Raw genomic sequence first — 15,101 nt, 5'->3', positions numbered from 1 at the left:
GCGTCGCAAAGAGGACGCGGAGCGTCCGGAACGGCATGACGACGCAGAGCGTCGCACGATAATCGGATTGTCCGTGCAGACCGACGCGGAGCGTCGCACGATAATCGAAGTATCCGTGCAGACCGTCAATCAGGCCGTCTGCGCTTCCATTTTCTGGCGCAGGCTCAGGGGGCGCATGTCGGTCCAGACTTCTTCGATGTAGGCCAGGCATTCTTTCTTGAAGCCGCTCTTGCCCACGGTGCGCCAGCCATTGGGGATCGCCTTGTAGTCGGGCCAGATGGAATACTGTTCTTCGTGGTTGACTACAACTTGAAAGACGATGTCTTCCCGATCGAATACTGAAGTCATTGCTACTCTCCATGTGTGTTCAGGGCTGCCGCGCCAATTCATGGCAGCTATAGGGATTGAACGTATCACTACGTCGAAAAATTAAACCTGGGCGACAGCGGCGTTCAGCGCACGGCCGAAGATCTCTGCCACTTCGTCGATCTGCTCGGCGGTGATGATCAGCGGTGGCAGAAAACGTACCACGCTGGCATGTCGACCGCCCAGTTCCAGAATCAGCCCGCGCTTGAGGCATTCACGCTGGATCAGCGGCGCCAAGCGCGAAAATAGCGGCGGATGACCCTGTGCATCGCGCGCACCGGACGGGTCGACCAGCTCGACACCGAGCATCAGCCCGCGCCCGCGAATATCGCCCAACTGCGGGAAGTCACGTTGCAAGGCACGCAAATGCCCGGACAGACGCGCGCCCATGGCTGTCGCGTGTTCGCAAATAGAGTGTTCCTGAAGATAGCGCATTACGGCAGAACCGGTAGCCATGGCCATCTGATTGCCGCGAAACGTCCCGGCGTGTGCGCCCGGCAGCCAGGTGTCCAGCCAGGAACGATAGACCACCACCGCCAGTGGCAAGCTGCCGCCAATGGCTTTGGACATGACCACCACGTCCGGGATGATCCCGGCATGTTCGAAGGCAAACATCTTGCCGGTGCGTGCGAAACCGCTCTGGATTTCATCGACGATCAGCGCCACGCCGGCCTTTTCGGTGATGCGTCGCACGCCGCGCAGCCAGTCCAGATCAGCGGGGATCACTCCACCCTCGCCCTGCACCACTTCAAGAATGACCGCTGCGGGCAATTGCACGCCGGCTTCCGGGTCATTGAGCAGGTTTTCCAGATAATGCAGGTTGGCGCGCACGCCCTGTTCGCCGCCAAGCCCGAACGGGCAGCGGTAATCATAGGGGTACGGCAGAAACTGCACGCCGGTGCCGAGCAAGGCACCCAGCGGCTTTTTCGGCCCCAGGCTGCCCATCAGGCTCAATGCGCCCTGGCTCATGCCGTGATAACCGCCCTGAAATGACAAGACCGTGCTGCGCCCGGTAGCGGTGCGTACCAGCTTCAACGCGGCTTCCACTGCATCGGTGCCGGTCGGGCCGCAAAACTGAATCTTCGCGTCATCGGCCAGCGCTGGCGGCAACAGGCCGAACAGGTCCTGAACGAACTGGTCCTTGACCGGCGTGGTGAGGTCCAGCGTATGCAGCGGCAACTCGTCGGCGATCACTTGCTGGATCGCTTCGATAATCACCGCATGGTTATGCCCCAACGCCAGGGTGCCCGCGCCTGCCAGGCAATCGATGAAGCGCCGCCCTTCGACGTCCTCGACGTGAATACCCTTGGCGCGTTTGAGCGCCAGCGGTATGCGCCGCGGGTAGCTGCGTGCGTTGGACTCCTGGCGACTCTGTCGGGCCAGCAGTGGCGATTCGTCGAACTGGTAGAGCGTCTCAGCCGCAGCCGGGGCAACCCGTGTCGGCTGATCATCGATAAACCTGGTAGCGACTGACATCTGTGCAACCCTCAATACGCGGCTTGAATGACCTGAAGCATGGGCGTTGGCGCATGCCGCTTCAGGTGTGTGTTCGTTCCTTGGAAAACGCGCCAGCGAGCTGCGGATTTACACTCAGTAACGAGTTTTTTATCCGCAGCCCCGGCGTCCCGACGAGAGGCTGATCAGAGCCCTTCCAGCTCCGCCATCAAGTCCGCCAGACGATCGAATTTCTGCTCGTCGACCTGTGCTCCACCAAGGCTTTCCAGGTGCTGCGCCAACGCCTGAACGGTGTTGAACTCGAACATTGCCCGCAACGGCACGTTACGTTGCAAGCGCTTCTGCGCACGGGTCACCACTTGGGTCGCGAGCAGCGAGTGCCCGCCCAGCTCGAAGAAGTTGTCGGTAATGCCCACGCGCTCGACCTTGAGCACATCGGCCCAGATCGTCGCCAGCTGCTGCTCCATTTCCGTCTGTGGTGCCTGATAATCCTGCTGCACCAGGCTGACGTCCGGCGCCGGCAGGGCCTTGCGGTGCAGCTTGCCGTTCGGGGTCAGCGGCATGGCTTCCAGCAGCACCAGATGCGTCGGCACCATGTAGTCCGGCAGGCTGGCCTTGAGGTGGTTTCTCACCTCGTCACGCAAGGCCTCGTGATCCTGCGTCGTGGAGCGCGGCACCAGGTAGGCCGCCAGCACCTTGCCCAATGGGCCAGCGACGTCCAGCACCACCGACTCGCGGATGGCCGGATGCTCCAGCAGACGGGTTTCGATTTCGCCCAGCTCGATGCGATAGCCACGAATCTTTACCTGATGATCGACCCGGCCGACGTACTCCAGCACGCCGTCCTTGCGCCGCCGCGCCAGGTCACCGGTGCGGTACAGACGCTCGCCCGGCGCACCGAACGGATGCGGCACGAACACCGGCACGGTGCGCCGCGGATCAGCGACATAACCGCGACCGACGCCGGCCCCTGCCACGCACAGCTCACCGACGGCACCCAGCGGCACGAGGTCCAGCGCATCGTCGAGCAGGTACAGGCGATTGTTGTCGGTCGGCGATCCGATCGGCAGATAAGCGCTGCGAGTGGACTGCGCATCGACCCGGAAAAACGCCACATCGTCGGAGCACTCGGCCGGACCATAGGCATTCACCAGGCCGATCTGCGGGTAACGTTGCAGCCACTGGCTGGCCAGTTCCGGCGGCATGGCTTCACCGGTCGGCAGCATCCAGCGCAGGCTGTCGAGCGCTGCCTGCGGTTCGGCGAGCAGGCCGGTGATCAGCGACGGCACGCTTTCCAGCACGCTGATGCGCTGCGCCTGAACATGCGCCAACAGCGCCTGCGGATCACGGGCGATGTCGTTCGGCACGATATCCACCCGAGCGCCAAACAGCGGCGCGGCAAGGAACTGCCAGACCGAAATGTCGAAACTCTGCGAGGCGGTCTGGGCGATCACATCGCGGTCGCTCAGGCTCAGGTAAGGCACTTTGCTCAACTGGTTATTGAGCATGCCGCGCTGCTCGACCATCACACCCTTCGGCAGCCCGGTGGAGCCTGAGGTGAAGATCACATAAGCGAGGCTGTCCGGCGCGCTGTAGCGACCAGGGTTGTGCTGCGCGGAATCGCTCTGCTGCACGTTTTCCCAGACCCGCAACTGCGGTCGACTCGCTTCGGGCAGCGCATCAAGCAGCGCCCTGCCCTGTTCCAGACACTCAGCGCTGCACACCAGCAGCGGCGTGGCGCTCTGGCCGATGATGCCGCTCAGGCGGGAGTTCGGCAGCGCCGGGTCCAGCGGCAGGTAGCCGGCACCGGCCTTGAAGCTGCCGATGATCATGCCCGGCAGTTCAACGCCACGCTCGGCGAGCACGGCAACCGGCTGATCGAAACCGACACCGGCCTCGATCAGGGCATGGCCCAGACGGTTGCTGGCGATATTCAGCGCGGCATAGCTGAGCTGACGATCCAGGCAACTGACCGCAATACGCTCCGGATGCGCCGCGACCTGCGCTTCAAACAGTTCTACATAGCTTTTATCCAGCGGGTAAGCATGGTCGCTCTGATTGCAGCCGTCGATCAGGAAAGCCCGCTCCTGCTCACTGACCAGCGCCAGCTCGGCCATGTCGCCATGAAAGCCTTCGACCAGCGCCAGCAGCAGGCGCTTGAACTCACCGAGCATGCCCTGCACGGTGGATTCGTCGAAATAGCGCTGATCGTAGGACAGGTGCAGGCCCAGGTCGTCGCCCGGATAGCAGACTGCAGTCAGCGGGTAGTTGGTGTGGGTGCGACCGGAATCCGAGGTGGCATTGAGGCTTTGCGCACGGTCCAGCACAGAGACCTCGACCGGCGCGTTCTCGAACACGAACAGGCTGTCGAACAGTGGCTGACCCTTGGGCAGCTCGCTGTTTTCCTGAATGGTCACCAGCGGCAGGTATTCGTACTCGCGCAGTTGCATGTTGCTGTCCAGCAACTGGCCGAGCCATTGGCGAACGCTGCAACGCTGATCGTCGGCCGGCATGCCGACACGCAGGGCGATGGTGTTGATGAACAAGCCGACCGTGCGCTGCATCTGCGGCAGTTCCACCGGCCGCCCGGCCACGGTAACGCCGAACACCACGTCGCGATCACCGCTCATGCGCCGCAGGGTCAGCGCCCAGGCCGCCTGGGCGAAGGTGTTGACGGTCAGTTGATGCTGCTGCGCCAGTTCGCGCAAGTGTGCGCCGTCGCGTTCATCGAGACGGGTGTAGCAGTCGCCCACCACCATGCCACCGCTGTCGCCCGCATGTTCACGCAGGAACGGCCGGTCGCTGGGGATCGGCGTGGGCCGCTCGAAGCCGCGCAGGTTATCTCGCCACCAGTCACGTGCCTGCGTCAGACCACGGCGTTGCAACCAGCCGATGTAGTCGCGATAGCGCGGTGCGGGGGCCAGTTGCGCATCGCGGCCTTCGCCCAGCGCGGTGTAAATGTCGAAGAAGTCGTTCATCAGCAGCGAGCGGCACCAGGCATCGATCAGGATGTGGTGGTTGCTCATCATGAACCAGTAGCGCGCCTCGTCGACGCGGATCAGGCGCAGGTGGAACGGCGGTTGATCGAGCAGCGCGAAACCGGCCTCGCGCTCGGACTTGAGCAGGGCCTGCAAGTGCGGCTCCTGCTGCTCCGCCGGCACGTCACGCCAGTCCAGATAATCAATCGGCGTGCTGCCCGGTTTATGAATGACCTGCAGCATGGTCTCGCCGATGTTCCAGCAGAACGAGGCACGCAGCGCTTCGTGACGGGCGATCACCGCTTGCCAGGCCTGGGCGAAACGCTGCGGGTCCAGCGCGCTGTCGATGCGGTAGCGGTCCTGCATGTAATACAGCCCGGTGCCCGGCTCCAGCAGGGTGTGCAGCAGCATGCCCTCCTGCATCGGGGTCAGTGGGTAGACGTCTTCGATCTGGCTTGGCGGAACCGGCAGCGCGTCGAGCTGCGCCTGATCCAGGGCAGCCAGCGGGAAGTCCGACGGCGTCAGGCCGCCGCTGCCATCGGCCAGGCAATGGGCAATCAGCGCCTGCAACTGACTCAGGTAATCCTGCGCCAGCGCTTCGATGGCAGCGGGTTCGTAGCGCTCGGCACTGAAGGTCCAGCGCAGCAACAACTCGCCGCCATACACCTGACTGTCGATGCTCAGTTCGTTGGGCAGCGGCGCCTGCGGATCGTGAGCCACACCTGTCGACTCTTGCAGCGGACGGAACAGCGCATCGTCAGCGAAGCTCTGATCGAACTGGCCAAGGTAGTTGAAGGTGATCGGCGCCACCGGCAGTGCCTGCATGGCGGCCTGGCTGGCGCTATCGGCCAGGTAACGCAGCACGCCATAGCCCAGCCCCTTGTGCGGCACCTGCCGCAGTTGCTCCTTGATCGCCTTGATCGAGTCGCCCGGTGCCGAATCGGCAGCCGGCGCTGGCGTCAGTCGCAGCGGATAGGCGCTGGTGAACCAGCCCACCGTGCGGGTCAGGTCGATGTCGTCGAACAGATTTTCACGGCCGTGACCTTCAAGCTGAATCAGTGTCGACGGCTGCCCGCTCCAACGGCAGACCACCTGGGCCAGCGCGGTCAGCAGCAGGTCGTTGACCTGGGTTCGGTAGGCACTCGGCGCCTGTTGCAGCAATTGCCGGGTACGTTCGGCATCGAGGCGCACGCTGACCGTCTGCGCATGACGATTCTGCCGACCACCCTGCGGGTTATGGCACGGCAGACTCGTCGCAGAACCGCCCAACTGGCGCTGCCACACATGCAGTTCTTCACGTAACGACTCATTGCCGGCGTAGGCCTGCAGACGCGCGGCCCAGTCGCGGAAAGCGCTGGTCTTCGCCGCAAAGCGCACCGGCGTCGCGTCGCGCAGTTGACGATAAGCGTTTTGCAGATCGTCGAGCAGCACACGCCACGACACGCCGTCGACCACCAGGTGATGAATGACCATCAGCAACCGTTGCTGGCCCTGCGGACCGTCGACCAGCAAGGCGCGCAGCAGCGGACCGTTGTGCAGGTCGAGGCTGCGCTGGGTGTCGGCGTACAGGGCTGCGCATTCAGCCATGTCGCTGACCTGCGCCTGAATCAACAGGGTGTCGGCTGTCACTGCGCGGTGTTCTGCCTGCCACGTACCCTCATGCTCGGTGAAACTCAGGCGCAGCGCGTCGTGTTGTTCGAGTAGCGCACGCAACGCCTGCGCCAGCAGGTTCGGGTCCAGCGCGCTGAGCGGCTCCAGCAGCAACGACTGATTCCAGTGCTGACGCTCGGGGATCGGCGTGTCGAAAAACCAGTGCTGAATCGGCGTCAAACCAGAATTACCGTCGAGCAGCCCCTGCTCGGCCTGAATCAGTTCGCGGGTGGTAGCCACGGCGGCCAGGGTCTGCACGGTCTGGTGCTGGAACAGATCACGCGGGCTGAAATGGATACCCAACTGACGCGCCCGGCTGACCACCTGAATCGACAGGATCGAGTCGCCGCCCAGTTCGAAGAAGTTGTCGTTGAGGCCGACTTTCTCCACGTTCAGCACCGCACACCAGATCGCCGCCAGCTGCTGCTCCAGCTCACTGGCGGGCGCTACGTAGTGTTGACGATTGAGTTCCGGGTCCGGTGCAGGCAAGGCACGGCGGTCGAGTTTGCCGTTGGCGGTCAGCGGCATGCTGTCGAGCAGGATCAGGTGGGTCGGCACCATGTAGTCCGGCAGTTGCGCCTTGAGGTGCGACTTGAGCGCTTCACGCCATTGCGCCTGCTGCTCGTCGCCCTGCCCGGCTACATCGCTGACCAGATAGCCCGCCAGTTGCTTGCCTGATGGCGTGTCCAGCGCCAGCACGATGGCTTCGCGAACGGCTGCGTGCTCCAGCAAGCGGGTTTCGATTTCACCCAGTTCGATGCGGAAGCCGCGAATCTTCACCTGATGGTCGATACGCCCCAGGTATTCCACCAAGCCGTCGGCGCGCTGGCGCACCAGATCGCCGGTGCGGTACAGACGCCCGCCATTGCTGGCAAATGGATCGGCCACGAAGCGTTCGGCAGTCATGCCGGGGCGCTGGTGATAGCCCTGCGCCAGGCCCGCTCCGCCAATGTACAGCTCGCCGCTCGCGCCTTGGGGTACCAGCGCAAGATCGGCGTCGAGAATGTACGCCACCCGTGCGCCGACCACGCGCCCGATCGGCACGCTGGCTTCGCCCTCCTCCAATTGTTGCGGGGCCAGGCTGGCCAGCGGCATGACCACAGTTTCGGTCGGGCCATAGGCATTGAATAATAGCTCGGGCTGGAACACCGCACGGATGCGTTGCAGGTGTTCGCCGGTCAGCGCTTCGCCGCCGGTGATGCACATGCGCACCGGCAGGGTCTGGCCCTGGGTCGCCAGCCACTGCGCCAACTGGCTGCCGTAGCTGGGCGTGAAACCGAGAATATTGACCTGCTGCTGGCGAATCAGCGTGCAGATTTCTTCGGCGTCCCACTGCCCCTGAGCACGCAGCACCACACGGGCGCCGCTGAGCAAGGGCACCAGCAGGCGCTCGGTGGCGGCATCGAAATTGATCGAATAGAAATGCAGCTCGCAATCGTCAGGGCGCATGTCGAAGCGCCGGATCACCGCCTGGCAATGCATGGCGATTTCACCATGGGACACCACCACGCCCTTGGGTTTGCCGGTCGAACCGGAGGTGTAGATCAGGTACGCCTGATGCTGCGGCAGGCTGATGAACGGCAGCTCATCGGACGAGAAAGACGCCAGCGACGGCTGATCGTCTTCCAGGCACCAACGGGCAACACCGGCAGGCAACTCGCCCAGTGCGGCAAACAGGGCACGGTCGCTCAACAGCAGGCCAACGCCGCTGTCTTCGATCATGTAGTGCAGGCGTTCCAGCGGGTATTCCGGGTCGAGCGGCACGTACGCACCACCGGCCTTGAGGATCGCCAGCAGGCCGACGACCATGTCCAGCGAACGCGGCAGCGCCAGACCGACGCGAATCTGCGGGCCGACGCCGCGCTCGCGGAGCATCCAGGCCAGTTGGTTGGCCTTGGCGTCCAGCTCGGCATAGCTGAGGGTTTGCCCGGCGAACGTCAGCGCCGGCGCGTCTGCACGCCGGTGTGCCTGTTCGGCGAACAGGCTGTGAATGCATTGGTCGAGCCGTTGCTCACCCGCTTCGACGCCGAGGCTGTCGAGCAGGTGCTGACGCTCTGTCTCCTGCAACAGCGGCAATTCACTCAAACGCTGTTGTGGATCAGCAAGCAGCGCCTGCAGCAGGTTCAGCCAGTGCTCGGCCATCTGCGCGATGCGCGGCTCGTCGAAGAGATCGGTGCTGTAGGTCAGGCAGCAACCCAGACGGTGATCCAGCTCGGTGACCTCCAGATTGAGGTCGAACTTGGTGGCTCGCGCATCATTGACCAGGTACTCGACAGTCATGCCCGCCAGTTCGCGGCTTTGCTGGAATTCCCAGCGCTGCACGTTGCACATCACCTGGAACAACGGGTTGTAGGCTGCGCTGCGTGGCGGTTGCAGGGCTTCGACCAGATGATCGAACGGCAGGTCCTGATGCGACTGGCCTTCGATCACCGTGTGGCGAACCTGTTCGAACAGCTGGGCGACGCTCATCTGCCCGTCAAGCTGCACGCGCAGCACCTGGGTATTGAGGAACGCGCCGATCAGCCCTTCGCTTTCCGGACGAATGCGGTTGGCCACCGGCGCGCCGATGCGCAGGTCGTTCTGGCCGCTGTAGCGGTACAGCAATACCGCCAGGGTGGCGGTCATGGTCATGAACAGGGTCAGGCCGTTGCGGGCATTGAATGCACGAACTTTCGCGGCCAGGTCGGCGTTCAGGTCGAAGCGGTACAGCTCGCCTTTATGGCTTTGCACCGGCGGACGCGGCCGGTCCGCAGGCAGCTCCAGCAATGGATGCTCGTTGCCCAACTGCGCGGTCCAGTAATCGAGCTGGCGCTGGCGCTCGCCGGCTTCCATCCACTGCCGCTGCCAGACGCTGTAATCCAGGTAGTGCACCGCCAGCGGCTCCAGCGGCGATGGTCGTCCTTCAAGGAAGGCTTCGTAAAGCTGCCCCAGTTCGCGGGCGAAAATGTCCATCGCCCAGCCTTCGGTGACGATGTGGTGCAGGGTCAGGACGAAGTAATGCTCAAGGTCGCTCGCCTTGGCCAGACACGCGCGCAACAACGGTCCGGTTTCCAGATCGAAAGGCTGGTGCGCCTCACTGTCGGCCAGTGCCTGAATGCGCTGCTGACGAAGCTCGGCGGGCAATGCCGAGTAGTCCTGCCATTGCACGCGCAGGGCGGACTGCTCGCTGACCTGCTGACACGCAACACCGTTGACGCTCGGGAACGTGGTGCGCAGGGTTTCGTGGCGCAGGATCAAGGCTTGCAGCGCTGCCTCGAAGCACTCGATGTTCAGCACGCCTTTCAAGCGCGCCATGCCGCCAACGTTGTAGGCCGGGCTGTCCGGCTCCATCTGCCAGAGGAACCACATGCGCTGCTGGGAATAGGACAACGGCACCGGCTGGCTGCGGTCGACACGGGCAATCGGTTGCAGGCTGCTGCGTGCGCCGGACTGCTGTATGGCCTCAACCTGCTCGGCAAACGCGCCCAGCTCGCTGGCTTCGAACAGCGCCCGCAACGGCAAATCGATGTCGCAGGCCTGGCGCACGCGGGAAATGATCTGCGTGGCCAGCAACGAGTGCCCGCCCAGCTCGAAGAAATCATCGCGCAAGCCGACACGCGGCACGCCCAGCACCTGTCGCCAGATCGCGGCGATCTGTTTTTGCAGGTCGGTCTGCGGCTCGACGTGCTCGCGGGTCTGCCATTGCGGCTCGGGCAAGGCGCGACGATCCAGCTTGCCGCTCGGGCTCAGGGGCATGCTGTCGAGGCGCACCAGCTGCGCCGGGACCATATAATCCGGCAGCTCAAGAGCCAGCGCCGACTTGATCCGCTCAGCCTCGACGTTCTGCCCTGCTTCGGCGGTGTAGTAACCGATCAGTTGCGGCCCGGCAACGGTTTCGCGCAGCAGCACGGCTGCCTGGCCTACGCCTGGCTGGGCCAGCAGGCGCGCCTCGATCTCTTGTGGTTCGACGCGGAAACCGCGCAGTTTGACCTGCTTATCCAGACGACCGAGGTATTCCAGCGCGCCATCGGCGGCCCAGCGCACCAGGTCACCGGTGCGATACAGGCGCTCACCCGCTTGCCCCAGCGGATCGGCGACAAAGCGCTCGGCAGTCAACCCGGGACGCCGCAGATAGCCACGCGCCAGACCAGTGCCGCCGATGCACAGCTCCCCGGCCACCCCGCGTGGCAGCGGATTCAGTTCGCTGTCCAGCACCCGGCACAGCACGTTGCCCAGCGGGCGGCCGATCGGCGAGCGCAGGCCGTCGCTGATCCGGCACTGCCAGTGGGTGACGTTGATCGCGGTTTCAGTCGGGCCATAGCGGTTGTGCAGTTGTACGCCGGGCAGTTGCTCGAGCACCCGGTTGCGCAGCTCGCCGGGCAATGCTTCGCCGCCAGAGAACAGGCGACGCAGGCTGTTGCACTGCTGCGCCAGGGGCTCATCGATGAACAGTTGCAGCAGCGGCGGCACGAAGTGCAGCGTGGTGACCGAATACGTATTGATCAACTGCGCGATGCGCTGCGGGTCGCGGTGTTCACCAGGGCCTGCCAGCAGCAGGCGGCAGCCAGTGATCAGTGGCCAGAAACACTCCCACACCGAGACGTCGAAGCTGATCGGAGCCTTCTGCATCAGCACGTCGCTTTCATCCAGTGCGTAGGTGTCCTGCATCCATTGCAGGCGCTCGGCCAGGGCCGCATGGGTGTTGCCGACGCCTTTGGGCTGACCGGTCGAGCCGGAGGTGTAAATCACGTACGCCAGGTTGTCGCCGTGCAGGTTCAGGCGCGGCGCACTGACCGGCCAGTTGTCCAGGTGCAGGGTGTCCATGGCGACCGTGCACACGCCTTCGGCGCTCGGCAGGTCGCCCAGCAGATGGCTCTGGGTCAACAGCAGTTCGACCCCGCTGTCCTGCAGCATGTAGGCGAGTCGATCCATTGGATAGTCCGGGTCCAGCGGCACGTAAGCCCCGCCCGCCTTGAGGATCGCCAGCAGCCCGATCAACAGCTGCGGCGAGCGCTCGGCGGCGATCGCCACCTTGATGTCCGGACCAACGCCCTTGTCGCGCAGGTAATGCGCCAGGCGGTTGGCCTGCGTGTGCAGGCTGGCGAAGTCGAGGCTGCCGCCCTCCCACACCAGCGCGATACGTTCCGGGGTCTGCCGCGCCTGGTGATTCAGCAGTTCCGGCAACCACAACGTGGCCGGTGCGCAAGGCGCGGCGCTCCATTGCGCCTGTTGCTCCTGCTCCTCGGCGCTGAGCAGTTGCACGTCACCCAGCGCGAGCTGGGCCTGCTGACTGACCTGCGTCAGCAGGCGTACATAGTGCTGAGCCATGGCCACGATGGTGTCGTGCTCGAACAGTTCGTCGGCGTAATCGAAGCACAGCGTCAGGCGCCCATTGCGGTCCTCCTCGCTGTGCAGTTGCAGATCGAACTTGGCCTCGCGGCTGTGCCACGGCAGTTCTTCGGCCAGCAACCCCGGCAGACGACGCAAGGCGCCAAGGTCGCGTTGCTGGTGGTTGAACATGACCTGGAACAGACCGTGCTCGCGCGCCTGCGGAAACGCTTCGACCAGTTGCTCGAACGGCACGTCCTGATGGGCCTGGGCTTCAAGCGCCGCCTGCCGGGTCTGGGCCAGCAGCGTCGAGAATGGCAGACGCGGGTCCAACTGTGCGCGCAGCACCAGCGTATTGATGAAGAAGCCGATCAGGCCCTGGGTTTCATGGCGTGGCCGATTGGCGCCGGGCACACCGACGCGAATGTCGGCTTGCCCGCTGTAACGATGCAACAGAGTCTGGAACCCCGCCAGCAAGAACATGAACGACGTCGATTGCCAGGCTTGCGCGGTGTTGCGTACGGCGGCGCTCAGTTCTGCGCTCAGGCGCAGGCTGTAGCGCGAGGCACTGTGCTGCTGGCGGGCCGAACGCGGATGGTCAGTGTTCAGCGTCAGGACCGGCTGCTCGCCACCCAGTTGCTGCTGCCAGTAAGTCAACTGACGCTCGGCCTCGCCGTTCGCCAGCCATTCGCGCTGCCATTGGCCGTAATCGGCGTAACGCAGCGGCAACGGTGCCAGTTCCAGAGTCTGGCCCTGAACAACCGAGGCATAGAGGCGCGAGAACTCGTCGATCAGCACATTCAGCGACCAGCCATCGGCAATGATGTGGTGCAGCGTGACCAGCAGTTGATGCTCTTCTTCGTCCAGTCGCAGCAGGGTCACGCGCAGCAACGGGCCGTGTTGCAGATCGAACGGCAGGCGCGCCTGCTGTTCGCGAATCGCCACGGCACGTGCCTGACGCTCGGCGCCGGGCAGGTCGCTGATATCAAGGGTATCGAGGTGGAATTCACTCGGCGCATCGATACGTTGCAAGGCCACGCCGTCCTGCTCGTAGAAGCGCGTGCGCAACGATTCATGGCGCTCGATCAGGCGTTGGAAGCTGGAGCGCAACGCAGTGCTGTCCAGTTCGCCACGCAGGTGGAGCCCGCCGGGAACGTTGTAGGCGCTGCTATGCGGGTCAAGCTGCCAGAGGAACCACAGGCGGTTCTGGGCCATGGACTGTGGCAGATGCTCGTTGCCGGGCAGTCGGGCGATGGCGCTCTGCGTCTGGCTGTCGCCTTGCGATGCGGCGGTCTGCAGCGTTTCGACCTGTGCCGCAAAGGCTGCCAGTGTCGGCGCTTCGAAGAGCAGTCGCAGGTTCAGGTCGATCCCCAGCGTTTCGCGCAGGCGGGCCACGACCTGGGTCGCGATGATCGAGTTACCGCCCAGCAGGAAGAAATGGTCGTCGGCACTGACCTGTTCACATTGCAACTGCTCGCACCATACAGTGGCGATCTGCGCTTGCAGGTTCGAGCCGCTGCCTGGGATATGGGCTGAAAGAGTGGTATCGCTCGCGGGAAACACCGCGTAACTGTCCAGGCTGCCGTCGGCCAGACGCGTGCGGCAGGCCGAGCGCTGCAATTTGCCACTGGAGGTCTTGGGCAACGCGCCGGGATTGAGCAGCACCACGACACTCGGCGCCTCCTGAAACGCCTCAGCCACGGTCTGCCGGATGATTTTAATCAACGCGTCGGGCGTGAGGATTTTCTGCACGCTGCGACTGATTTCAGCAGCAATGCCGATACCTTCGCTACCGTCCTGAGTGACGGCAAACGCCGCCACCCGGCCTTTGCGCACGACATCCACTTCACTCTCGATGAGCTTTTCGATGTCCTGCGGATACAGGTTGTGGCCACGGACAATCAGCATGTCCTTCAAGCGGCCGGTGATGTACAGCTCGCCGTGACGCTGAAACCCCAGGTCGCCGGTGCGCAGCCAGGTCTGCCCGGCATGCTGCACGAACGCCCTGGCGGTGGCTTCGGGGTTGCGCCAGTAACCGTGGGCAATGCTCGGCCCGCTGGCCCAGACTTCGCCAACCTGATTTTCGCCAAGCACCTGCAGGCTGACCGGGTCGGCGATCAGCACGCCATGCCCTGGCTGGCCCGTGCCGCAGCTCATGACTGGCTGACCGTCGCCCGGTTCTACGACATTGCGCGCCAGCGCCTGCGCATTCAGGCGCAGCGATGGAATACCCTTGCCGCGCTTGCCACCGGCCACATACAGCGTCGCTTCGGCCAGGCCATAGGACGCCATGAAGCTGTCAGGCGTGAAGCCGCAACTGGCGAATTTATCGGCAAATGCTCTCAGGCTGTCTTCGCGAATCGGCTCGGAGCCCGAATACGCCACGCGCCAGCGACTCAGGTCCAGACGCTCCAGCGCCGAATCGCTGACCCGTGCGCTGCACAGCTGGTAGGCAAAGTCAGGCCCGCCGCTGATGGTGCCGCCGTATTCACTGATGGCTTCCAGCCAGCGCAATGGCCGGGCGAGGAAGTACGCGGGGGCCATCAGGATGCACGGGACGCCGCTGAAAATCGGCTGCAACAAGCCGCCGATCAGGCCCATGTCGTGGTACAGCGGCAGCCAGCTGACAATCACGTCGTCCGGGTTGGCGTCGATGCCGAAGCCGTGGCGGATCAATGACTCGTTGGCGACCAGATTGCCATGCGTGACCTGCACGCCCTTGGGCAGTGCGGTCGAGCCCGAGGTGTATTGCAGGAACGCGATGTCGTCGGCCTGCAGCTGCGGGCCCTGCCAGTCTTGTGCCGGGGCAGCAGGCAACGTGTCGACACAGAGCAGTGGCGGCGCATCGGCGGCGGCCAGCTCGTCCATCTGCAGCAAGGCAGGCTGCAAATCGGCGCCGGTCAGCAGCAGACGCGGCTCGGCATCGGCGATGATCGACAGCAGGCGCTCCTGGTGATGGCGACGGTTGGATTCCGGCGGATAAGCCGGCACGGCAATGACCCCGGCATACAGGCAGCCGAAGAACGCCGCGACATAGTCCGGCCCGCTATGGAACAGCAGAATCGCCCGATCCCCCGGCACAGCCTGACGTTGCAGCGCAGCAGCGATGGTCCGCGCGCGCAGGTCCAGGTCACGGTAGGTCAACACCAGGCCCTGGTCGTTCTCATCGGTGAGAAAACGCAGCGCCAGCCGATCCGGCGTATGCAAGGCGCGACGCTGAAGAGCCTGAGCCAGAGTGTCGGGGAGTTCAAACGCATCCATGATGGGGTTCCTGCTAGATTCGGCGTGCCAGATAAAATCTGAATTTCAAAAAAGACGCGCGCCCTGCAAGGAGGCCGCGCGTGG

3 protein-coding genes are annotated in these 15,101 nt (G+C 64.1%); all 3 read right to left on the bottom strand.

Features of this window, described 5'->3' with window-relative positions; translation table 11 throughout:
* Positions 1 to 129 precede the first annotated feature (129 nt).
* Positions 130 to 348, bottom strand: a complete 219-nt coding sequence (locus KUIN1_RS10160; RefSeq protein WP_003304661.1) for an MbtH family protein — start codon at positions 346 to 348, stop codon at positions 130 to 132.
* Between the two features lie 81 nt (positions 349 to 429).
* Positions 430 to 1,842, bottom strand: coding sequence for an aspartate aminotransferase family protein (locus KUIN1_RS10155; RefSeq protein ID WP_011267338.1), 1,413 nt, complete (start codon positions 1,840 to 1,842; stop codon positions 430 to 432).
* A 164-nt stretch (positions 1,843 to 2,006) separates the two neighbouring features.
* Positions 2,007 to 15,017 (bottom strand): non-ribosomal peptide synthetase, encoded by a 13,011-nt coding sequence (locus KUIN1_RS10150; protein ID WP_152091967.1) that lies wholly within the window; start codon positions 15,015 to 15,017, stop codon positions 2,007 to 2,009.
* Between the last annotated feature and the right edge of the window lie 84 nt (positions 15,018 to 15,101).

This window comes from Pseudomonas sp. KUIN-1, from assembly GCF_009176725.1.
GTDB lineage: Bacteria > Pseudomonadota > Gammaproteobacteria > Pseudomonadales > Pseudomonadaceae > Aquipseudomonas > Aquipseudomonas fragariae.
The sequence above is the reverse complement of the archived record's forward strand: the minus strand, read 5'-3'. Positions and strand labels throughout refer to the sequence as shown.

Bases quoted from the DNA above. Each gene is read 5' to 3' on its own strand.
- KUIN1_RS10155 (WP_011267338.1), bottom strand. From the start codon at position 1,842: ATGTCAGTCGCTACCAGGTTTATCGATGATCAGCCGACACGGGTTGCC.
- KUIN1_RS10150 (WP_152091967.1), bottom strand. From the start codon at position 15,017: ATGGATGCGTTTGAACTCCCCGACACTCTGGCTCAGGCTCTTCAGCGT.
- KUIN1_RS10160 (WP_003304661.1), bottom strand. From the start codon at position 348: ATGACTTCAGTATTCGATCGGGAAGACATCGTCTTTCAAGTTGTAGTC.